At 45.2% G+C, this 22,846-nt stretch carries 17 protein-coding genes and 2 tRNA genes; 16 read left to right on the top strand and 3 right to left on the bottom strand.

The window, feature by feature from the left end; all coding sequences use genetic code 11:
• Positions 1-153 precede the first annotated feature (153 nt).
• Positions 154-1,212, top strand: a complete 1,059-nt coding sequence (locus tag ACOMHB_RS22080; protein ID WP_448218228.1) for a hypothetical protein — start codon at positions 154-156, stop codon at positions 1,210-1,212.
• A gap of 126 nt (positions 1,213-1,338) precedes the next feature.
• Here the strand turns inward: ACOMHB_RS22080 and ACOMHB_RS22075 are convergent, their stop codons facing one another.
• On the bottom strand, positions 1,339-2,547 hold the full coding sequence (locus ACOMHB_RS22075; RefSeq protein WP_448218227.1) for a hypothetical protein: 1,209 nt from the start codon (positions 2,545-2,547) through the stop codon (positions 1,339-1,341).
• A 454-nt stretch (positions 2,548-3,001) separates the two neighbouring features.
• On the opposite strand from ACOMHB_RS22075, the gene ACOMHB_RS22070 reads away from it, so the two are divergent.
• Positions 3,002-3,598, top strand: coding sequence for a CPBP family intramembrane glutamic endopeptidase (locus ACOMHB_RS22070; RefSeq protein WP_448218226.1), 597 nt, complete (start codon positions 3,002-3,004; stop codon positions 3,596-3,598).
• A gap of 241 nt (positions 3,599-3,839) precedes the next feature.
• Here ACOMHB_RS22070 and ACOMHB_RS22065 read toward each other — a convergent pair whose 3' ends face one another.
• The gene (locus ACOMHB_RS22065) at positions 3,840-4,724 is read right to left on the bottom strand and encodes a trypsin-like serine protease (protein ID WP_448218225.1); all 885 of its coding nucleotides are present in this window, start codon (positions 4,722-4,724) and stop codon (positions 3,840-3,842) included.
• A 394-nt stretch (positions 4,725-5,118) separates the two neighbouring features.
• Between ACOMHB_RS22065 and ACOMHB_RS22060 the strand changes: the two genes are divergently transcribed.
• Complete coding sequence (locus ACOMHB_RS22060) at positions 5,119-5,760, top strand: hypothetical protein (RefSeq protein ID WP_448218224.1); 642 nt, start codon at positions 5,119-5,121, stop codon at positions 5,758-5,760.
• Positions 5,761-5,795: 35 nt separating this feature from the next.
• Here ACOMHB_RS22060 and yhbY read toward each other — a convergent pair whose 3' ends face one another.
• Complete coding sequence (gene yhbY / locus ACOMHB_RS22055) at positions 5,796-6,101, bottom strand: ribosome assembly RNA-binding protein YhbY (protein ID WP_448218223.1); 306 nt, start codon at positions 6,099-6,101, stop codon at positions 5,796-5,798.
• Between the two features lie 262 nt (positions 6,102-6,363).
• Here yhbY and rlmE point away from each other — a divergent pair, with 262 nt between their 5' ends.
• From rlmE to nusA, 13 genes are all read left to right on the top strand, one after another.
• Positions 6,364-6,984 carry a 23S rRNA (uridine(2552)-2'-O)-methyltransferase RlmE gene (gene rlmE / locus ACOMHB_RS22050; RefSeq protein ID WP_422135258.1) on the top strand — a complete coding sequence of 207 codons (621 nt, stop codon included), beginning with the start codon at positions 6,364-6,366 and terminating at the stop codon, positions 6,982-6,984.
• Between the two features lie 324 nt (positions 6,985-7,308).
• Positions 7,309-9,297 (top strand): ATP-dependent zinc metalloprotease FtsH, encoded by a 1,989-nt coding sequence (gene ftsH, locus ACOMHB_RS22045; protein WP_448218222.1) that lies wholly within the window; start codon positions 7,309-7,311, stop codon positions 9,295-9,297.
• Positions 9,298-9,631: 334 nt separating this feature from the next.
• Positions 9,632-12,880, top strand: a complete 3,249-nt coding sequence (locus tag ACOMHB_RS22040; RefSeq protein ID WP_448218221.1) for a CHY zinc finger protein — start codon at positions 9,632-9,634, stop codon at positions 12,878-12,880.
• 293 nt (positions 12,881-13,173) lie between these two features.
• Positions 13,174-14,025 carry a dihydropteroate synthase gene (folP, locus tag ACOMHB_RS22035; protein WP_448218220.1) on the top strand — a complete coding sequence of 284 codons (852 nt, stop codon included), beginning with the start codon at positions 13,174-13,176 and terminating at the stop codon, positions 14,023-14,025.
• 313 nt (positions 14,026-14,338) lie between these two features.
• Positions 14,339-15,676: a phosphoglucosamine mutase gene (gene glmM, locus ACOMHB_RS22030; protein ID WP_448218219.1), complete on the top strand. Its 1,338-nt coding sequence runs from the start codon at positions 14,339-14,341 to the stop codon at positions 15,674-15,676.
• A gap of 219 nt (positions 15,677-15,895) precedes the next feature.
• Positions 15,896-16,813 (top strand): TAXI family TRAP transporter solute-binding subunit, encoded by a 918-nt coding sequence (locus ACOMHB_RS22025; protein ID WP_422135252.1) that lies wholly within the window; start codon positions 15,896-15,898, stop codon positions 16,811-16,813.
• 16 nt (positions 16,814-16,829) lie between these two features.
• Positions 16,830-18,707, top strand: a complete 1,878-nt coding sequence (locus ACOMHB_RS22020) for a TRAP transporter permease (RefSeq protein ID WP_448218218.1) — start codon at positions 16,830-16,832, stop codon at positions 18,705-18,707.
• Positions 18,708-18,957: 250 nt separating this feature from the next.
• Positions 18,958-19,704: a triose-phosphate isomerase gene (gene tpiA / locus ACOMHB_RS22015; protein WP_448218217.1), complete on the top strand. Its 747-nt coding sequence runs from the start codon at positions 18,958-18,960 to the stop codon at positions 19,702-19,704.
• Between the two features lie 2 nt (positions 19,705-19,706).
• Entirely contained in the window at positions 19,707-20,150 is a 444-nt protein-coding gene (gene secG, locus ACOMHB_RS22010) for a preprotein translocase subunit SecG (RefSeq protein WP_448218216.1), read from the top strand.
• Between the two features lie 35 nt (positions 20,151-20,185).
• Positions 20,186-20,272: transfer RNA gene (locus ACOMHB_RS22005), tRNA-Leu, on the top strand.
• Between the two features lie 130 nt (positions 20,273-20,402).
• A tRNA-Met gene (locus ACOMHB_RS22000) sits at positions 20,403-20,479 on the top strand.
• Between the two features lie 220 nt (positions 20,480-20,699).
• Entirely contained in the window at positions 20,700-21,167 is a 468-nt protein-coding gene (rimP, locus tag ACOMHB_RS21995) for a ribosome maturation factor RimP (RefSeq protein WP_448218215.1), read from the top strand.
• 173 nt (positions 21,168-21,340) lie between these two features.
• Positions 21,341-22,834 carry a transcription termination factor NusA gene (nusA, locus tag ACOMHB_RS21990; protein ID WP_422135247.1) on the top strand — a complete coding sequence of 498 codons (1,494 nt, stop codon included), beginning with the start codon at positions 21,341-21,343 and terminating at the stop codon, positions 22,832-22,834.
• Positions 22,835-22,846: the final 12 nt, after the last annotated feature.

Here is a 22,846-nt window from a genome sequence, read left to right as displayed (position 1 = left end):
TTAAAACGCAGGTTGACGAAATGTAATGATTTTCTCAGGATAAATGGACATAGGTTTAATAGCTAAGTTAACCATCTCGTGTTCTACTTTAGGTCGGTCATTGCAACACACATAATCAAAGATATATGATCAAAATTAAAAGGATGTTTACCTATGAAAAATAAAACTTACTTATTATTAATTCTTTCTCTGGCGTTCTCAAGTTATTCATACCCGTGTCTTGTAAGTGATAATTACAAAGGCTACAGGTCAGAGGCCATTTGTACTAAGGAACCTCTGTCTATCGAAGAAAAAGCTAAAAAGATTCTGTCCAATATCGAAAAACGCCCATTGAAAGAGAAGAAAATAAACGCCTCTATAAAATCATCTTTTTTAGAGATTAGATCTTTGTCCAAAAGGCTAAGTAATGGCAAATCTACAGAAAGATTATTTGTAGTCGTGCGTGATCAAAATAGAACGTTTTCAAAAGATATAACTGAGTATTCAGTTATAGTCTTTAATGATGGATTGATCGTGTTCCCAGATGTTTTTGATCTTATTCTTGTAATGAAAGATTCAGGATTTTCAAACTCATATATTAATAAGCTCGAAGATAAATTAAAGAATAAGCATTTGGCAATGGCTTTTCCAGAAGTCCTTTCAGAACTTGGCATTCCTATGGATCAAGTTTTTATAAAAAATAGATTTTCAAAGTATTTATCGAGAATTAGAGTAAAGGTTGATACTTCTGAAAAAGTAGCATCGCTTTCTGGAAAACTGCATAAGAATACACCTTATATTATTCCCTTGTTGCGACAATATTTTCCTGATATCGAACAGTTGCATTTAGATAAAATATCCGGTACTAACTACTTAGTTCATGTGTTCGAGGCAGCTTTGCTTGTACGATATTTCTCTTTAGACACATACATAGGAAAAGACAGTCTCGTTTATTCTGGCGGGGTTACATTGTTTTTCTCAGGTGCAAACAAATTTTTTCACAGTGGAGCAATATTAGAAGCGCACGGTTGGAAGTCAGATACTATTGAACAGGGCCAACCAGGAAGTGAATTTAGTGACCAGCAATTAATGCTCAATGATTTAAGAGAAACTCTTGGTTACCCCGTTTTGCTAAAGGAATTGACAAAAAATTTAACACCTAAAGACTTTCATCGATTCACACCTGATGAGTTATCATCTATGGGGGCTGTTCTCGTTGGTGATAAGCTTTGAAGCATAAACCTTTAAAGCGCTAGTGTCGAACGTAATGATTTTCTCGAGTTAAAATGGACATGGGTTTACTAGCAAAGTTGTCCATCTCGTGTTCTACTGGAGGCCTGTCATTTAAGATCAAAACTATTAACTCTCTGCGGCTCTGATTATCTGCATAAATTTTATTCTGTCTTGATCATTATAAACAGTATTTTCACTCAAGCTGCGATCAATATCACTGGATCGGGAAGATAGAATTATAGATTCCTCCTTAGTAATGTGTGCCAAAATCAACCTTAAAAAATCTATGGCTGTCTCAGCATTTATCAATCTGACTTTGGTTAAATGTTCACAAGCAGAGATTGTATCTTTTACATCTGATCTGGATTGACGAGCATAGCGTGCAATTTTACGAAAAGTCTTGGATTTATTTAATTGATACAAACGCTCAAATAATTCGTTTCTTGTGCAAGTCCCGGTGTGATCTTGGCTTGAAATGAGAGATGAATAAGCACAAATTGCATCTTCAGCCAGTGGAATAGCTCTAATGTATCTAGTGTTTTCCACGCCTTGAACTAAACCATTGAAAGGGTTCATCGAATAGAAGTTACCAAAGTATTCTATTACATTAGATATGTTAAAATAAGAGACTTCTAGATTTTCCTCTACCAGTATTTTAATTAGACTATCCATGTCATCTTTTGAGAAATAGTTTGCCTCTATGGCTTGTATACGGCATTCACTTAAAGCTGATTTGAATTCCTCTAATCTGCTTTGCGATGAGAGACAGTGTAGCTCTCCCATTGCTTCTTTATACATTGCCGCTGATTCTAAAATTTCTGATTCTACTTCGTCTGCTATACATCCTGATTTCTTTAAAAGCTCTAAAGATGACTGGACTAACTCATCAAAAATTTCGGGATTGATTAAAGTTAAGAAGGTCAATTTTTCCAATATTTTTTCAATGAATTTTAAAAGAACAGGGTCGCAGTCAACTTGTATGATCAATTTTGATATTCTTGAAAGCTCTGGTATACAAGATAGTAAACCTGACTCACCCGTTACAATGGATACTCTTCTTTCATTTACTGTGGGTGAGTTACGAATCCCAGCAATAGTTGATGCTAACGAAACATGTTCGCATGCATAAACTGATGAAATTTCATTTGTAAACCAGAAATGACTTTTCAGGGAATGATTTTCTAATTTTGAAATTGGAAATCGGTTTGCAAGTCTGTCAGCAACTCTGGAAACATTAAACCCAGCAAACTTACAAGGAGGCCTGGTTTCAGGCTCCAGATTATAACTTGCTTGTATGTTCTCTGTTGATAATGATAAAGACGAAATATGGTTCATTTTATTAACATCCCTGTTATTCATTTATCATTTAGACAATTTTTTTATTCTTTAGTTCAAAGTTGTAAGCGTTATCTTGTGTCTAAGACTTGCAGCAAAGGAGGCGAATACAATGAACTATCATCTTCCCCGATAAAATAGACCCCGAAAAAATCGACATAGGTCTATAGCTAAGTTGTCAGCTCGTATTCTACCGGCGATTGCTTATTGAAGCTTGAATGACATTGAACTCGATTATAAAAATGCTGTCTGTATCCCGCTATAGCATCTCAAAGATGCTGGATTATCCGTAACGTCTTTACGAACACGAGCTTCACCTTCAAGGTTTCGAAGAAGAGGACCATTTCAGCGTTTCTGACGAGCTTTAGGAATATGGCTCTCGTTTCAGTTGGATTTAATGCCGGAATTTTTTTTTAGATGCTAAACTTCCTGATTTGTATATGAATAGCTGCCAATGAAAACTTTTCTACTTATTACACTTTTGCTGTGCCCATTAATCGCAAGCTCTGTCTATGAAGAGAAACCAGAGTCTTCATTAAGGATCATAAGCAGACAGATAATGATTGGTGTGATCTGTGGTACCATTGAATTTACTTTTTCAACTTGCATTATAGTCCCGATAGCTTCTATATTCCTTCCTGAAGGTCAAAGGATATGCGATGATTGTGCAACCAGTCGGCCTGTTTTTATCAGGGGTTTAGCGCTTGTTGTTGGGTCAGCCATGGAAGAAGTCTTTTTTCGCTTTTATTTGCAGCCAATGCTGAATTATGTCCTGTGCCGAAGATTGTGCCGTCCCCGATCATTCATTGATACTTTATTTGTCAGCCAACGTTGTATTGCCAGTGATCTCTCTTTATGTTTTAGCAACATTTTTTTTGGATTTTGTCATTTATTAGGTCCAAGCTGGTCACCTGTCCAAGCTTTTAGTGCTACAGTAGCAGGTTTTTACTTTTCATATATATATAACCATCATGGTCCAATCGCTGTAATCACCTGTCATGCCACACACAATCTTATCTGGCTTGTTCTGAGACCCTACCTTAAAAGATAAAAGGCAACTGACGCTTGTGAAAGCAAGATAGTTAAGTACTCAACCATACGAAATCATATTTTCTGACTTATTCTTCAGGCACTCGCGGCAACTGCTCCTGCGTTGCTCTAGCTCCTGCATCCATGCAGTCGTGATGCGTTGCAACTCTGGTCACATAGCTTGCTATGTTCCCGTCGTTGCGCCTTGCAGAGCACCTGCCCAATAAGCCAGAAATATTCGATTCCGTATGGCTGAGTACTTACTATCGTAAATGCCATGTAGAATGTGTTAAAAACACAACTAAAAAAAGCATAGTCGTTGAAGCCTTTGATGTTGATGAGGCAGTTGAAGCCGGTGGGCATTCTAAAGAAATCCACTCAATTTGGGGTTGAAATTGAGCTGAATCTTCAGAGTTTTGGAAGTGGCTTGTTGAATTTTGTATGAAATCAACATTATGCATCATAGTTTCATAAATGTTACCACAGTTATTGCAAAACAAACTTTGAATTGCTACGCCTAAAACATGGTAAGAATTATTTCCCCAATAGAATAATGGCGAGCCTGAATCGCCTCTTTCAGAGTAGCCATCATAGGATAAATAGTATTTATAAGGACCATTAGGCTCAGCACATTCTTGATTTGTTTCCCATGTTAAATTAGCTTCTCTCAGAGAAGTTCGCATTGCATATCCTGAACCAATGAGACTCTGAAAACTGTATAGCTCTTTACATGTATAGGGTTGAAAGTCAATAGCAGGCGTTGATGATAGTATTAGTTTTTCTTCAACAGGGGTTGATAATTCAAGAACAGCGATGTCATTAAATATATTTTTTTTGTAATTATATAGAGGGGATAATGCGATTCTATTTATCTGTATGAAAAATGGGTTTTGATAATTAAGAAAGTGTACAGATAAGCACCTCCTTTTCTCAATATTATCAACAACATGTGCCGCTGTTAATACATATCGTTTGTTGATTAAAAACCCGCTGGACTGACGACCCCTTTGATTGATTGTCTGAATTATCCAAGGGTATTTATTAATTGGTACTTTAATACTTGTATGAGAGTACCTTTTTACAATTCCCTGAGCCTGTAAAATTGATGAAAGAGCTACAAGGACAAAAATTTTACACGCTGCTTTCATGAAAAATCAATCCATCAACTTGCAAAATTTCAAGATTAGCTGTTTTCCCTGATTTGGCAATATTACGAATTCTTAGAAAAAATCACCATAAAAGCTGTTATCTTCAAGAGAGGCTGAAACGGATTTTGCGTTTGAAACACTCTCTCTCAGAAGTCAGGAAACCCTGATAATCCCTCACACCGTACTCTGCTTTCAATACTTCCAGATCCACTTGATGGGCATACGGTTTTCTGAGAGAGAAGTTTACAAGTGCTAAATCTGATAGAGCGGCTTTGATATAATTGGATGACTGCAAAAGGATTAAATTAATATTCAAAGTGAGTGTCTTGGAGAGAGTAGCCTTAGAAATTTTTTTTCTACAGGCCCGTTATATTGATTCAGAAAGGTATCAACAATGTATTACTTTTTCTTTTTATTATTTTTTGCAGTGGTCAGCGCAGTTAAGGCTTCTCCTGATCAATGTGAAAAAGGTTATCTGATTTTAAAGCTAGGCGAAATGACAAAACAAGAAATCATACAACAAGGTAATAAATCTGAGAATAAAATTTATCTGGAAGATGATGCAGGAAACAGAATAGATCTTCACTTTATAAAGCAGTTGCCTGAAGAATTATCTAGCGACTTTTTTCAATATAGCTATATGGGGGTTAATTCTGTCTCAGAAATAAATTCTGCATACGGAGGAGATTGCCTGTTTTTTAGTTTTGATTTGCCTGAAAATCTTTATTTGACCGGATTCTTTGGTTCCTTCCCTATATTCAATAAAATAAAACATGAATGTTTAAAATGTTCAATATACGTGTTCTTGGATGATGATTTGTACTGGGCTACAGGCCGTTGGTTTGGATTTACAAAGGAGTCAGGGGACTTCTTGTCACTTATATTGCCAAGGTATGAAATTAAGTGGAAAAGAAAAAACAATGAAGTTTTACGAGAGCTTTTACTATTACCCCCAGACAAAAACAAAGGCTTCCCTGGAGGTATGGAATATCTAAAAGCTAAAGCTCATTTTGAAAGTTATACGAAAAAGAACTGATCAGGGCGCCTGAAACATACAGGCACCCTCAAAAGTCAGAAGCTTTTGATATTAGACAGGTTGGGCTTGGCGTCTTTATTCTCTTTGAAGATAAGAGCAATGTTACCAATGGTCTGAATCAGTTCTGCCTGAGTCTGGTTGCACAGCTCGTCAATAGCTTCTTTCTTGACTTCACGGTCACCTACTGCAAACTTCACCTTGATCAGCTCGTGATCGTGCAGGGCGCGCTGTGTTTCTTCAATAACGCCGTCACTCAAACCGTTGCCCGCTACCATGACAACAGGCTTCAGTTTATGGCCGAGGGAACGGTAGTGTCTCTTTTTTTCAGAACTAATGCTCATGATTTCAGAATCCTGAGGCTGCTTATCCAGTAAGCCGATTGCCTACAGCCATGGCAATCGGGCAACAGATTCCTGATGAGCGATTAAACAAGGTTGTATTTTACAGACCTGAATCGGGGCTCGTTTCCCGGTTTTTATAAGATTGGGAAAAACCGGGTTGGAAACTGTTGATCAAAAGTTCATCATTGTACTTTATTCTCTGTGGCTCACAAGTCCAGTAGTCATGAATAATGCTTTTTAAGCTAGGTAATGTAAGGTAGAAATGGCCAGATCCAAAAGCAGTGCCCGCTGGCTGCAGGAGCACTTTGAAGACAAATACGTAAAGCGTTCACAGGAAGACGGCTATCGATCCAGGGCCAGCTATAAGCTGATTGAAATCCAGGAGAAGGACAAGCTGATCAGGCCGGGGATGAAGGTCGTTGATCTGGGGGCGGCTCCTGGCGGCTGGTCTCAGGTGGCTATCGAAATGGTAGGGGATAACGGTCGTGTGGTGGCTTCAGACATTCTTCCCATGAACCCCATTGCCGGAGTCGATTTTATTCAGGGCGATTTTACCGAGGACGCTGTACTGGAAAAAATCCTCGAGACGATCGGAAGTGATAAAGTAGACCTTGTAATTTCAGATATGGCCCCCAATATGAGTGGTACACTGGCGGTTGATCAGCCCAGAGCTATGTATCTGGCTGAGCTGGCTCTGGATCTGGCCAGACAGGTGCTGAAGAAAAATGGCTCTTTTCTGACCAAAACATTTCAGGGTGAAGGGTATCAGGAGTATCACAAGGATATGAAAACCTCATTCCAAAAAGTGATTACCCGAAAACCGGGCTCCTCAAGAGCACGATCCAGAGAGGTGTTTCTGCTGGCCAGAAATTTTGTATCTTGAGAACATTGCTTTAACCTGGACGTTGCAATGTTTTGTCTGTTCAAGGGTGATGGTTAAACGCTATCGAATCTTGACAGAAACCTGACAACGCGTTAGGTAAACGCGAAAAACCTTGTCGCAGCGCAGTTTCAAGCAGACCTGTCGGCATTATAGATTTTTTCTATCTGCCCAATAGCCAGCTGATGACTGTCACCCTCACTGCCATTCGTGTATGGTAGAAGCTGCGGATTAACCATAAGAGAGAGCAGAGCCGGTAATTATGCCCTTTAAAACCGTTAGCCACAGGCTTCAGTACGCTCAAGTGAGGGTAGCCCTTTGAATGATATGGCAAAAAACTTGATTTTATGGGTCATCATTGCCTTGGTGCTGTTGACCGTATTCAAAAACTTCGATGGCATGCAGTCTTCTACTCAGAAGCTCAGTTATTCAGATTTCATCAGTGCAGTAGAAAACCGTCAGGTCAGCAAGGTAGTGATTGACGGGTTTTCCATTACTGGACTCATGAACAACAGTGAGCGTTTTGAGACCAACCTGCCCCCGGCAGTGCCCGATAATCAGCTGATGGACGAGCTATTGCGCGGTAATGTTCAAATTGAGTCCAAACCTATTGAAAAGCAGAGCATCTGGACACAGTTGCTGGTTGCCAGTTTCCCGATTCTGGTGATTCTTGCCGTCTTCATGTTCTTTATGCGACAGATGCAGGGCGGCGGCGGTGGCCGTGGTGGCCCAATGAGCTTTGGCAAGAGCAAAGCCCGATTGTTGTCGGAAGATCAGATCAAGACGACTTTTGCTGATGTAGCGGGTGTTGAAGAAGCCAAGGAAGACGTACAGGAACTGGTGGATTTCCTGAAAGACCCGGGCAAGTTCCAGCGTCTGGGTGGCCGCATTCCCCGTGGTGTCCTGATGGTAGGTCCTCCGGGTACTGGTAAAACTCTGCTGGCCAAGGCTATTGCAGGTGAAGCCAAGGTTCCGTTCTTCACCATCTCTGGTTCTGATTTTGTTGAAATGTTCGTGGGTGTGGGTGCTTCCCGTGTCCGTGACATGTTCGAACAAGCTAAAAAGCAGGCACCCTGCATTATCTTCATCGATGAGATTGATGCTGTAGGTCGTCACCGTGGTGCTGGTATGGGTGGTGGTCATGATGAGCGTGAGCAAACACTTAACCAGTTACTGGTAGAAATGGATGGCTTCGAAGCAAACGACGGTATTATCGTAATTGCGGCAACGAACCGTCCCGACGTACTGGATCCGGCGCTGCTGCGTCCCGGCCGTTTTGACCGTCAGGTTGTGGTAGGTCTGCCAGACATCCGTGGTCGTGAACAGATCCTGAAAGTTCATATGCGCAAGGTGCCTATTGGAGATGACGTTGAGCCGGCAGTGATTGCCCGTGGTACTCCCGGTTTCTCCGGTGCAGATCTTTCCAATCTGGTCAATGAAGCGGCACTTTTCTCTGCCCGCGCCGACAAGCGCACGGTAGGTATGCATGAGTTCGATCTTGCCAAAGATAAAATCATGATGGGTGCCGAGCGCAAATCCATGGTGATGAGTGAGAAAGAGAAACGAAATACGGCCTATCATGAAGCCGGTCACGCTATTGTTGGCCGTCTGGTGCCTGATCATGATCCTGTATACAAGGTCAGCATTATTCCTCGTGGTCGAGCACTGGGTGTCACCATGTTCCTGCCCGAGGAAGACCGTTACAGTCAGAGCAAAGAGGCTCTGATGAGTCAGATCTGTTCACTGTTCGGTGGTCGTATTGCCGAAGAAATGACGCTGGGTAAATCGGGTGTCACCACTGGTGCTTCCAATGACATTCAGCGTGCAACCCAGATTGCCAGGAATATGGTGACCAAGTGGGGTCTGTCAGAGAAGCTGGGTCCTCTTCAGTATGATGATGAAGAAGGAGAAGTGTTTCTGGGCAAGAACTACGGCAGTGGTGGCGGACGCATGAATGTGTCTGGCGAAACTGCCAAGATGATCGACGAAGAAGTGCGCAGCATCATTGATGAGTGCTATGACACTGCTGAGAGACTTCTAAAGGAAAACCGCGACAAGCTGGATCTGATGTCTGATGCATTGATGCAATACGAAACCATTGATACTGATCAGATTGATGACATTATGGAAGGCAAGAAGCCTCGGCCACCCAAGGAATCTTCCGGCTCTTCATCCAACGGTGATGGTGGTGCGGGTATCAAGGCAGAAGAGACTCCTGAAGCATCCAAGTCAAAAGGTGCTGACGGTGATAATAATGCCAACAGCGACAATGATGATAAGAAAGGACCTATTGGTGGGCCGGCTGGCGAACATTGATCCCTTCTTATGAAACAAAAAAGGCAGGATTGTTATCCTGCCTTTTTTGTATGGCTTGAGAAGAGGCTAAGTTTGTTGGGCTGGTTTGTAATGGATAAGTACTTTTCCGGTGAAGAGGTTGATCCTGTGGAAAGCTCTGTGGCACAAGACAACCAGTCCATATAGCGATTCAGAAATTCTTGGCTATTCTCTCTCTGTACTTCGAATAATGAAATTGGCCAATGGCGTTCCTTTATTTTTCCAGAGCAGAAAGTCAACATAGATTGAATTGGTTTTCTATCAGACAAAGAGGGCGGAGTTGGTATTATTGACCAAATTGTACAGAGAGACTTTAGTGCATTTTTACCGCTCATTGGTAGCCTTAATAGCGTTTGTTTTTTCATTAATAACAACGGTGGTTGTGCAGTTATGCTATTCCTCAACCGTCATTGATCGGCATACTCCTGATGGTTACAAGCTTCGGATTGAAATCAATGATGATGCAGATCCGCAGGATAAGATTCAGTGGCAATTGATTTTGCTGCTCCCGGAGGGTTTCAATGACCGAAACAGTATTCTTTGCTTTAATGCACCTGTGGCGCCAGCAAATTCGAACAGTATCGCAATATCAATCACGAACGACTTGAGCAACTATTGCTATCAGCTACTGATACTGTCAGAGGGGCAAATATCCATTTTCCAGCATGTATCAAAAGGTGTCTCGGAAAATGGCATAACTGTTCGTTTAAAATCCACGACGGCAGACAGACCTGAGCTTACTTCTGTAAACACCGATCCGCTTCTGAATAACAAACCCCATGCTACCTCACTTATTCTTCTGGCCTATTCCGACAACATGACTGTCAGTGAGCTGGAAACGCAGCAAGCTCTGAATAACACAATGACATTGACAGGAGGCAAGCTCACTGGCACTGCTGATTTTTCCAGTGACGGGGGTGGTGGCTTTTTCTATTCGCTCCCACCCCCGCCTCCGCCCGGAGGCGGCGGCAGGCCGTCGGGATTATTCGAAATAGACCTGCTTATCCTGAAACCCGTCATCACATGGTTGATGTCCATTGGCAAGGATTCTATTTCGTTTGACCAGCAGTCATCCCCGGCACACCTGAAAATTACACGCGTTAATAGCGATGGTACTTCCAGCGAAGTCGCTATACCCGTTAGCTGGCTTGACTTTCTCGATATTGAACAATTGATCGATGTTGATTTCTGGAATACTCTTCTCCGGCGTGCAGCCAATACCTGTCCTGCCAGCGAAAGTCTTCAGTGGCAGCTTGGCTGTTTCAAACTATTTCTTGAGAGTGCTGTCTTGAAGGCTGGTAATGGGGATGGACAACCCTCTTATAGCGTATCCGATGCAGGACCTGAGAACGGAAATAACGACCATCAAGAGGAGGAAAGAGAAGAACCTGAAGATCAGGAGGGCCAATCATCTGGAGAAGACAGTGATGGTAGCGGAAATGAAAATAACAGAAAAGACGATGATGGTGACAAGAGTGAAAAAAATGCGACGACTCAAGACCTTCAGGAACTTGCTGACCAGCTTATTGCCATTATTGAAGGCAGCGATCGCAATGCAGTTTATAAGCTGAGACAAATACTGGATGAACTGGACAGGCCTCAACGTTTACAGGTTTTGGAAACAAAAGGCACGAACATCAGGGGGAATACTGTCACTCCTCTTGAGGCGGTACTGGAACTGCGGCGTTCTTGCAAAGAGAATTCATTGCGCAACCGTTTTATCGAGCATCTGATAGAAGCCACGAGCGATACAAAACAGACTTTGAATGACCTTGGTATTCTGTCTTCACTGCAACCGATCATTCCAACTGACGAGACACTGCTCAAAGTCGGCGAAAACAACCTGATGATTTTGCATAAGATTGTTCAGGACGTGATTCATAGGGTCAATCAACCTGATCAACAGCCACCTATAGGACAATTTGAAAAATGTTGCTTTACTGAGTACTTCGTTCATTTGTTCCTGATCTATTCAAACCCCATTGAACTTATTCGTAATCTGTTAGGGAAAATATCAGATGTCGCTATAAGTCACGATATCATGATTTATGCACAATCATTTACATTTTCCACCTCTTTTCTGGATACCCTTATACGATTTGATCAGCACCCATCATCCCGTGAATTAATACGCCTTTCAGAGAAACTGTACATGCAGTTGCAATCTTGCTCTTCAGCACAAGAGCCTGTGATCTGTAGCAGTGATAATATTGCCAACGAAATAATTGCCAGCAATGCAAATACATTCACAGATCCCATCCAGCAGATTGTTAGCTACGCGAGTGCCTCTGGCTTTGCGGGCAGTTCCTCTAATCTGACAGCTGACAAATACTTACAGCAGGGAGCAAGGCCAAAACAGCCCGGGTTTGCTGATCAGCAAAATGACTCTTCCCGAAAGAGAGCCAGCCTTGGACAACCTTCAGACCTCCCGACGATTACTCCGGTAAATGCAGTGAATGCTGACAATAGCTCCAACGATCAACGGTCTGAAAATTTGAAACGTGATTTGAAAAAGTTAGAAAGTGTTGTATGGAATTACCTCAGGCTTAGAAAAGAAATTGATCTGAAAAGAATCGCTAAGGAAAAAGAAGAGCAAAAAAGACAACAGATAGAAAGAGAACAGACTGAAAAGTTAACGGTAGAGTTTCAAAGGTTAACAGTAGAAAATCAAGAATTAACACAGGAGGTTCAGGGGGTAAGAGCAGAGAATCAGGAGTTGGCTATAAAGAATCAAAATCTTACTGCAGTAGCTCAAAGGCTCTGGGAACGGGTGACCCATTCAGACACTGAAAACCAACGCTTGAGGGAAAATATCGAAAAGTTGGAGGCTGAGCTCGGGAAACAACAAGAATTAACAGACTTAATGATCCAGCAAGCCCTCCAACAGGCGGCAGCGGCCAGCCCGGCGATGTCAGCCAGTGACCCGAAGAGTTCTGCTTCTTGCCAGCAGTCGAGCCTACCTGATGTGAAGGCAAATCGTTCGGTTGAGGTGTTGCCGCTATCTCAACAAGAAACCATAAAGCCAATGTGCGAACATTACCACAGGCGCTGCCTTGTGAAATTCAAGTGCTGTGGCCTTTATTTCCCCTGCCATAGATGTCATAACGCAAGCCCCCGCTGTCAAGCTGAAAATTGCAAGGCTTCTGACGCAACACACCTTCAATGTACAGTCTGTGAATATGAAGGTGAAATTACGGATGGTTCCCAGACATGCCCGGGATGCAACGAGCGGATGTCTGACTTTTTCTGTGCAAAGTGTAAACACTTCATCAGTGCAGAACTAAATCCGTACCACTGTGATAAATGCGGCATTTGTCGAGTATATGAGGAGAAAAACTATCACTGTGATGTTTGCAACATCTGCCTGAATAAAAAGTTAAAAGGTGATCACATATGCCGACCCGATTCAGGGCACGATGAATGCTGTATCTGTCTGGAAGACTCTTTCGGCGGCTGCCAGATACTGCCCTGCTCCCACAGAGTCCATACGGAATGCATCGAGGCGATGATTCAAAATGGAGTGAGAAGCTGCCCAGTGTGCAGGGATCCCCTCCGGTTATGGTGAATACCACATCTGCGCCACCCTTGGCCTGGAGGTTGAATGCAGTGGTGGAAATATTAACCTTGCCAGGCTGTATTTGTGGATTAATGGCCTGAGGTTTGAGTGTGGAAACGGTCTGTTGTGGAAAATCTTCGCTTCGGCTATAAGCTTCTATTCTCAGGTGTTTGAGGGTTTCCAGACGGGCGCTGTAAAGCCTGATTGATGGGCAGAATGAAAGAGAGTCTCAACAATTGGCCTGTAAAATCAGGCAGTAGCTGAGTCTGGATGATTTTTAGTGGTATTCGTAGATTGGGTATATGAAAAAAATGAAGACGTTAAATTGTGCCGGAAAGTCTCTGACTTTTGACCGAACGCTGGTCATGGGAGTATTGAATATTACCCCGGATTCCTTTTATGAAAGCAGTCGTTATCAGAGTCTGGATCAGGTGCTGAGTACTGCTGAGCAAATGGTTCGCGATGGGGTCGATATTCTGGATGTGGGTGGTGAATCCACAAGGCCGGGAGCTGACGGGATGGTCTCCAGTGAGCAGGAGCTTGAGAGGGTTGTGCCTGTTGTAGAGGCTTTGAGAACGAACTTTGATCAAGTGGTCTCTGTGGATACCAGTTCTGCCCTGGTTATTTCTGAAGCCAGCAAAGCCGGTGCAGGGATGATTAATGATGTGCGTGCTTTGCTGAGGCCCGGAGCTCTTGAGGCGGCAGCGGCAACCAGTCTTCCTGTCGTTTTGATGCACTCGCTGGTTGAACAGCCAGAAACGGGGTTTGTGCCTCAATACGATGATGTGGTCAGCAAAGTTAATGAGTATCTGCTTCAGCGTGTCAGTGCCTGTGAAACGGCCGGTATTACCAGAGATCGACTGATACTTGATCCGGGATTTGGTGGGGGCATGTTTGGAAAAACACCTGCCCATGATCTGCAGTTACTCAAACATCTGGATCGTGTGCTTGCTCTTGGCTTCCCGGTGTTGGCAGGAATGTCCAGAAAGTCATTCCTTGGTGCTGTGTTGAATAAGCCTACAGAGCAGAGGTTAAGTGCAAGTCTGGCCGTTGCTACTCTGGCTGCCCGGGCAGGGGCTCAAATTATTCGAGTTCATGATGTTGCTGAGACCGTTGATGCTGTTCGCATGGTGGATGCAGTCAGGAACGCCTGAGGTGTTTAAATCGCCTGTTCTTTTGGGCAGGCATTGGCTCTGGTTCTTTTTTTATTTCTTCCTTTTTGCCTGGCGTTTGCTCTGAGCGCAGGTAGGGGGAATTTTGTCATTTGTAAGACAATCATTTCTATTAAGTCTGTATGACAGTCATGTCATAATTCAGAGTATATCTTCAGTATTTTTTGTTCTGCGACGCCATCATGGCAAAGCAGAATATCGCCTGTTTTCACCTGTCACTCCTTTTTGTCTAGCCATTTGAGAGTGCTGTCTGACAGCGGATTCAGGCGCCAGATTATTGCATAAGGGTTGCTTTATGGGTCGCAAATTTTTCGGCACCGATGGTATTCGTGGCAAGGTGGGTGAGTTTCCTATTACCCCGGATTTTGTTCTCAAGCTGGGCTGGGCTGCGGGTAAGGTTCTGGCAGCAGAGGGTGAGGGTAAAGTCGTTATTGGTAAGGATACCCGTATCTCCGGCTACATGTTTGAGTCTGCTCTGGAGGCCGGTCTGTCTGCGGCGGGTATTGACGTATGTTTGACCGGCCCTATGCCGACACCTGCTATCGCTTATCTGACCCGCACTTTTAATGGTCAGGCCGGAATTGTAATCAGTGCCTCTCATAATCCTTTCTACGACAACGGTATCAAGTTCTTTACCGGTAATGGCAGCAAATTGCCAGACGATGTTGAAGCAAAAATCGAGGCTCTGATAGAAGGTGTTATTGAGGTCGTTGACTCTGGTGAGCTGGGTAAAGTGACCCGACTGGATGATGCTTCCGGTCGTTATATCGAATATTGCAAAGCCAGTACTGTCTACCCTCTCGACTTGCGTGGCATGAATATCGTGATTGATGCCGGTCATGGTGCTACCTATCAGGTGGGTCCTGCTGTTTTCAGAGAGCTGGGTGCCAATGTTCAAGCCATTGGAATTAACCCGAACGGTTTGAATATCAATGAGGGTTGTGGTTCTACCCAGCCTGACAATCTGGCTGAAATTGTCAAAGAACGTGAAGCTGATCTGGGAATTGCTTTTGATGGTGATGGCGATCGAGTCATCATGGTGGATGACAATGGTGAGATTGTTGATGGTGATGAGCTGCTGTTCGCTATTGCTCTGGATCGTCTTCAACATAATGAGCTGAAGGGAGGGGTTGTCGGCACTCTGATGACAAACCTGGGAATGGAGAAAGCTCTGGAAGCTAACAATATTCCTTTTGCCCGAGCCAAAGTCGGCGATCGTTATGTCAATGAGTTACTGCTGGAGCATGATTGGCAGATAGGTGGTGAGTCCTCCGGTCATATCATCTGTAGAGATGTGTCCACCACCGGTGATGGTATTGTCTCTGCGCTGCAAGTTTTGAAGGCCGTAGTTCGTTCAGGTAAAAAACTGTCTGAGCTGCGTAGAGGAATGAGCAAGTACCCGCAGACCATGATTAATGTCCGGGTAAAAGAGAAAAAAGACACTGATAAAGTACCGGGTATTGTTGCCGCTGTGCAACAGTCTGAAACTGAACTGACAGGTCGTGGTCGTGTGCTCTTGAGGCCTTCCGGCACTGAGCCTGTTATCCGTGTCATGGTAGAGGGTGAGAATGCCGAAGAAGTTCGTGCTCACACCGAAAGACTGGCCATGGTGGTTGAACGGGAAATGTCCTGATTCTCATTTTACAGGCTGGCTGGATGATTTCCAGTCAGTCTGTTGCTTTTGAAGTTTATTATTGATCTACGACAGTTTTAAGCAACCTCTTGCTTCTCTGAATTACTTTCCTTAGGTAGGATAAAAAACCGGCGTGTCAAATTTGTACGGGTCAGTCTACCCGGACTTGACTGCTGTTGCTCGAAAGAAAAATAAAAAATATTTTACAGGGGAAATATCATGCGTTTTGTCGCTGCCCTCTTTATGCTGATCCTGCCAGCGTTCTCTTTTGCACAGAACTACTCCATTGGTACCGGTGGTCAAAGTGGTATTTATTATCCGCTCGGTGGTGCACTGGCAAAAGTTTGGTCTGATAAGGTTCATGGGGTTAATGTAAAAGCAGAAGTTACTGCCGCTTCCGTTGAAAATACTATCAAGGTTGTTCGGGGCGATATGCTGGCTGGCATTGCCATGGGGAATGTTGTTCTCGATGCATACAGGGGTGAAGGCAAGTTTCCCGGTGAGATGCCGGTAAAAGTGTTGTTTGCCCTCTATCCAAATCTGGTTCATGCTTTGACCCTTCAAAGCTCGGACATCGCCAAACTGTCTGACCTCAAAGGCAAGCGGGTTTCCCTGGGTGCACCGGGTTCCGGGACCGCCGTTACCTCTGCTGCACTGTTGGAGAGTGTGGGTGTTGATCCCAAAAAAGATATCCGCGCTGTTTACCTGAATTATTCTGAAACCACCAATGCACTGGCTAATGGTCAGGTTGATGCGGGCTTTATTGTCGGTGGTCAGGGAGTAGGCGCTGTAACCCAGGTCGCTCTGACTCACCCGATTCGTGTCCTGCCAGTCTCTGAAAAAGAGCGTGAGAAATTCATTGCTGAAAACCCTGCTTACAGCAGTTATACCATTCCGGGTGATGTATACAACGGCGTTGAGGCGGTTGATACCCTGAGTATCTGGAATGTCCTCGTCGTGCGAGCTGATATGTCTGACGACATGGCTTTCAGCCTTACTAAAGCAGCTTTTGAAAACATGGATGATGTTCGCAAGGTGGTAAAAGTGGCCGAAGCCACTACCAAAGGCAATGCCACTCGCCTGTCCGGCGTGCCGTTGCATCCGGGTGCTGAAAAATACCTGAATTCCATTAATTGAGTTTTCGGGTGGCTGAATGAATAAAGTCGTGATCAAAACGCTGGGTTATCTGGTTCTTGTCTGTGCGGTTCTTTTGTCTGTGTTTCAGGTCTGGCAGGGGATTACCTCGACGATTTCTGCCACCTATTTCAGGCCAGTTCATCTGGCCTGGGTCATGGTGCTGATATTTCTTCATTATCCTTTGCTGAAAAACGAAGAGAGTCGTTTTTTTGTACCAGTCAGGCTGTTTGATTTGATTCTGGCCCTGGCTACTGTGGTGGCGGGCTTTCGAATCGTTAACTTTGACTACAACGATATTAACTATCTTCTGTACGGTCTTTCCGATTATGACCTTTATGCTGGTGTCGTCTATGTGGTGCTGATGATGGAGGCCTGTCGTCGGGCTGTAGGCTGTGTGATGGTGTTTATAGCATTGTTGTTTCTGGCTTATAGTGGTTTTGGCGATATGCTGCCAGGTGCTCTGGCAACCAAGAGTTACAGTGTTCAGGAATGGGTGCAGTTTCAGATCTTTTCCAGTAATGGTGTGTTTGGTTCTGCGCTGGGTATTGCCGCCACCACTGTCTTTATCTTTGTTCTGTTTGGAGCTTTCCTCGAGGTAACGGGCGCAGGCAAGTTTTTTATTGATCTGGCTTTTGCTATTGCCGGTAAATACCGGGGAGGGCCTGCCAAGGCTGCCGTTATTGCTTCCGCTGGTCTGGGTTCTATTTCCGGATCTGCCATTGCCAATACGGTGACCACTGGCGCCATCACCATACCGATGATGAAAAAACTGGGTTACAAGCCAGAACAGGCTGCAGGTATTGAAGCCGCCGCATCAACCGGTGGGCAAGTAATGCCACCTATTATGGGGGCAGGTGCTTTTGTGATGGCGCAATTTACCGGTGTGCCCTATAGCGACATTATGATTGCCTCCATTGCGCCTGCACTGCTCTACTTCTTCTGTACACTGTTGTATGTCCATATTATGGCCTGCAAGCTGGAATTGCCAACAGTCAGTCGGACTGAAGCGGTACGGAGTGTCATGAAACAGGGGGCCCACTTCCTTCTTCCTCTGGCCCTGATTACTGCTCTACTGATGATCGGGTACTCGCCGCTCCTGGTTGGGGTGGCAGGTTGTGCGGCTATTCTGGTGGCAGCGTCACTGAGAAGTCATAGTCGTATAGGTGTCAGAAAGATCATTGAAGGGCTCAAGTCGGGTGCGCTGCTGGCCTTGCCTATCTCTGTTGCCTGTGCAGCGGCAGGAATTATTGTTGGTGTAGTAGGGCAGACCGGTATTGGGTTGCAGTTTACGCAGTTCGTTATGGCGCTTTCCGGCGGGTATATGTTTACTGCGCTGATTCTCATCAGTCTTGTTGCCCTGGTGCTTGGAATGGGATTGCCTGTCACTGCTGCCTATATAGTATTGGCGGTAATGGCTGTACCTTTGTTGGGTGATTTTGGATTGCCTCTGTTGACATCGCATCTGATGGTTTTCTGGTTGTCTCAGACTTCCAATGTAACGCCTCCTATCGCTCTGGCAGCGTTTGCGGGAGCGGGGGTTGCTAATGCCAGTCCAATTAAATCTTCCGTTGAGGCGTTCAAGTTGGCGGCGGGCTTATTTTTGATTCCGATTATGATGGCCTATACCGGTTTAATTAATACTGGAGAGGATTTTGCCGGATTGGTTATCGCGGTTGCCCGGACAATAGCCATCATTATTAGCATGGCTGTTGTTGTCGAAGGTTACCTGATTAGAAGATTAAGCCTGTTGGAAAGAGGTTTGGCCTTCAGCAGTTTACCAGTTCTACTGTTTAATCCTGCGGGTTTAGGCTTTTTGGGTATTTTTCTTGTAATGATGCTGTTGTTAATGCAGTGGCGAGCAATTGGGGCTGTGTTGCGTTCTCATTCGAGTTGAGTGATATGGGCCGGTCGCGCTCTCATTCATCAGCTAATGTGCAGTACTCTGATATAAAGTTAACGTTCTTGAAGGCTATTCATGCACTGGCCTTGAATGAGCAGGAGTGATTCTCTAAGTGCTTGACTGGTTATGAGTTTATTGATTTTCATCCGCTGTTGGAAAATTGCCAGTGAAAGGTGTCAGCACAGTTGTATAACAAAGGAACTTGGGTTAGTATGCCGACCTCGCGAATGTTGAGGTGAGCAGTATGCGCCAGCCACTGGTTGCCGGTAATTGGAAGATGAATGGATCTCTCGAAGAGAACCGTCAGTTACTGGGTAAACTTGTTTCCGGTCTTGATACTAAAGCTGAAGTCCTGGTTTGTCCTCCTTCGATTTATGCTCAAGGCATTTGCGAAATATTGGCTGTTAGTGCTATAAAAGTTGGCTTGCAGAATGTCTCTGACAAGACATCTGGCGCTTATACTGGCGAGGTTTCGCCTCTGATGGTCAAAGATCTTGGTATTGAATACGTGATCATTGGTCATTCTGAGCGTCGCTCTCTGTTCGGAGAGGGTGATGAGGAAGTTGCTGCGAAATTCTGTGCTCTGGCTGATCAGGGTTTGGTGCCTATCCTTTGTGTGGGTGAAACTCTGCAAGAGCGAGAAGCTGGCAGCACCATGAAGGTGGTGACAGCTCAGGTCGAAGCTGTGCTGCGGACTGCTGGTCCGGAGCGTTTGGCAAATTTTGTGATCGCTTATGAGCCCGTATGGGCTATTGGAACCGGGCTGACTGCAACACCGGAACAGGCGCAGGAAGTGCATGCTGTGATTCGCAGCTTGCTGGCAGAACATGATCAGGCTATGGCTGACAGAACTCGTATTCTGTACGGTGGTAGCATGAAAGCAGCTAATGCTGCAGACCTGATCGCTTTGCCGGATGTTGACGGTGGTCTTGTGGGGGGAGCCTCATTGGTTGCTGAAGAGTTCCAGGCGATCTGTCGCGCTGCAGGATAGTGATGGAAACCATAATTCTTATTGTTCATGTTCTTGCCTCTGCTGCCGTAGTCGGTCTGATTTTGTTGCAGCAGGGTAAGGGTGCGGAAGCCGGTGCCAGTTTTGGGTCCGGTGCGTCACAAACAGTGTTTGGTAGTCAGGGTACTGGCAACTTTATGAGTCGTACTACGGCGATTCTGGCAACGGTGTTTTTTGTGACCAGTTTTGCTCTGGCTATGGTGGCCAGGCAAAAGGCAGATAGTATCGGTGATGCAGGTGTGTCAGCTGTAGTTGTTGAGGAGTCCGTTCCGGCCGGTGATGCACCGATCGCTCCGGAAGCCGCTTCAGAAACGAGCTCAGGTATAGGCTCAGAAAAGAGTGTCGAGAGCGATGCTCCTGTGATAGAATCACAACCCGTCGAAAGCGACGAGCAGAATAAAGAGCTGTCTCTGCCTCCAGTCCAGTAAGGACTAGCTTTAAGCAGGATGTAGTGGTGGTGTTTGCCCAGGTGGTGGAATTGGTAGACACGCCGTCTTGAGGGGGCGGTGGCCTAACGGTCGTGCGGGTTCAAGTCCCGCCCTGGGCACCAAATTGCCATTAACTTTTTCAGTAAATGGAAGAAAAGAATTTGGTTTAGTGTTGTAATGATTAAAAGGCGTATCTACAGTTATGGCTTGTGAAGCAGGTTTTTAGCTGGCAGTATACTGGAGTAGGTTTGATGCGGGGTGGAGCAGCCTGGTAGCTCGTCGGGCTCATAACCCGAAGGTCGTCAGTTCGAATCTGGCCCCCGCTACCAAATAATTAAACCCCATTATGGGGTTTTTTATTAGGTGCGTCAGAGTCTTTTGTTGGGCTTGAGGTGTCGGTCTCGACAGGGCTCTGGGAGTCTATTGAATTCATGTCTGATGGCGTGACTTTGGTAGGCTAATTAGTTGCGTCCAGCTGGAAAACTGGGTGCATAGAAGAGACAGGGCTTTTAAGCCCTTTTTTTGTTTTTGCAGACAGGTGTTTCCAACGTGGCAGGCAAGCAGTCGCAGCTGGAAGCATTGATTGGACCCGTGGTTGAATCCCTTGGCTATCAGCTTTGGGGAGTTGAGTTCAAATCTCAGGGTAAGCAGTCAATGCTTCGCATTTATATTGATTCCCTTGATAAAGAAAAGGGAATTCAACTGGATGACTGTGAGGTCGTCAGTCGCCAGGTCAGTGGGGTTCTCGATGTGGAAGATCCCATTACGGAAGAATATACCCTCGAAGTCTCATCGCCCGGAGTGGACAGGCAGCTGTTTACTCTTGAGCACTTTGTAGCCTGGGCGGGGGCAGAAGTTAATGTGCGTTTGAGGGTGCCTTTTGAAGGGCGTCGCAAGTACAGGGGTATTGTAAGAGGGGTTGAAGATCAGGACGTGGTGTTAGTTGTCGATGATCACGAACTGCTTCTTCCCATTGAGAGCATAGACAAGGCTCAGGTGATACCGAGATTCAACTAACTTCAGACTCAAAACTGGTAATGACCAGATAAAAGATTGAGAACAAGGTTCAGGCCGGGTTGTTAGCCGTTGTCTGCAATAACAAAGTTGATTACAGGCAGGGGTCTTCCCGGTTAACGGCCAGGGAAGTGTTGGCAAAGGCATGGACTGGTTCAGCATAGGCGAGGCAGAGCATGAGTAAAGAAATTCTGTTGGTCGTTGAGTCCGTTTCCAACGAGAAGGGCGTTCCACCCGAAGTGATCTTCGAGGCTATGGAAATTGCTCTGGCGACCGCGACCAAAAAGCGTTACGAAACCGAAGTTGATATCCGGGTGGCGATTGACCGCAGCAGTGGTGAATACGATACCTTCCGTCGTTGGACTGTAGTTGCTGACGAAGATTTCGAGTTTCCTGGCATGCACTTTACCCTGGATGAGGGTAAGGAAAAGGATGAGTCACTGGAAATCGGTGGTGTCTGGGAAGAGCAGGTTGAGTCTGTAGCATTTGGACGGATAGCAGCCCAGACTGCCAAACAGGTTATTGTTCAGAAAGTGCGTGAAGCTGAACGTGCCCAAATGGTTGAGCAATATCGTGACAAGCTGGGCGATCTGATTAATGGAACCGTAAAGAAAACGACTCGTGACAGTATTATTGTTGACCTTGGCAACAATGCTGAAGCAGTCATGCGTAAGGATAGCGTCTTGCCACGTGAGAACTTCCGTATGGGAAGTCATGTAAGGGCACTGCTCAGTGAAATTTCCACGGAAGGTCGTGGACCGCAGCTGATGCTGTCCCGAACTGCGCCTGAAATGCTGATTGAATTGTTCCGCATTGAAGTGCCAGAAATTGCTGAAGAGGTTCTGGAGATCAGGGCGGCTGCCCGTGACCCGGGCTCAAGGGCAAAGATTGCCGTTAAAACCAATGACGGTCGCATTGATCCGGTAGGTGCTTGCGTAGGTATGCGCGGTGCTCGTGTACAGGCGGTATCCGGCGAGTTGGGTAATGAACGTATCGACATTGTTCTGTTCGACGAAAACCCTGTCCAGTATGTGATTAATGCAATGCAGCCTGCAGAGGTTGCCTCCATCATCGTTGACGAAGATTCCGGAACTATGGATATCGCAGTCAGTGAAGATAATCTGGCCCAGGCCATTGGTCGTAGTGGTCAGAATGTTCGACTGGCCAGTGAGCTGACTGGCTGGAAATTGAACGTTATGACAGAAGCTGAAGCCGCTGCCAAACAGGAAAAGGAAGCGGACAGGTTTAAACAGAGTTTTATTGATCTGCTCGACATTGATGAAGAACTGGCGCAGCTGCTGGTCGACGAAGGATTCACCACCGTTGAAGAAATTGCCTATGTCCCACTGGAAGAGATGGTGGCAATTGAAGGCATGGATGAAGACATCGTGGAAGAGCTTCGCACTCGTGCGAAAGACAAGCTGCTGACCCAGGCCATTGCTCGAGAAGAAAAGCTAGATGGCGCACAGCCAGCTGAAGACCTTCTGACTATGGACGGTATGGATGAGGAGCTGGCACTGGAGCTGGCCAGCCTGGGTGTCATTACTATGGAAGATCTGGCGGAGCAGTCCATTGACGACCTTCTCGAAATTGAAGGTATGGACGAGACGCGTGCGGGTGAATTGATTATGACGGCGCGTGCTCCCTGGTTCGAGGAAGCTGGTAACTGAGCGGGCCACTGA

Source organism: Endozoicomonas sp. 2B-B, from assembly GCF_053470045.1.
The sequence above is the reverse complement of the archived record's forward strand: the minus strand, read 5'-3'. Positions and strand labels throughout refer to the sequence as shown.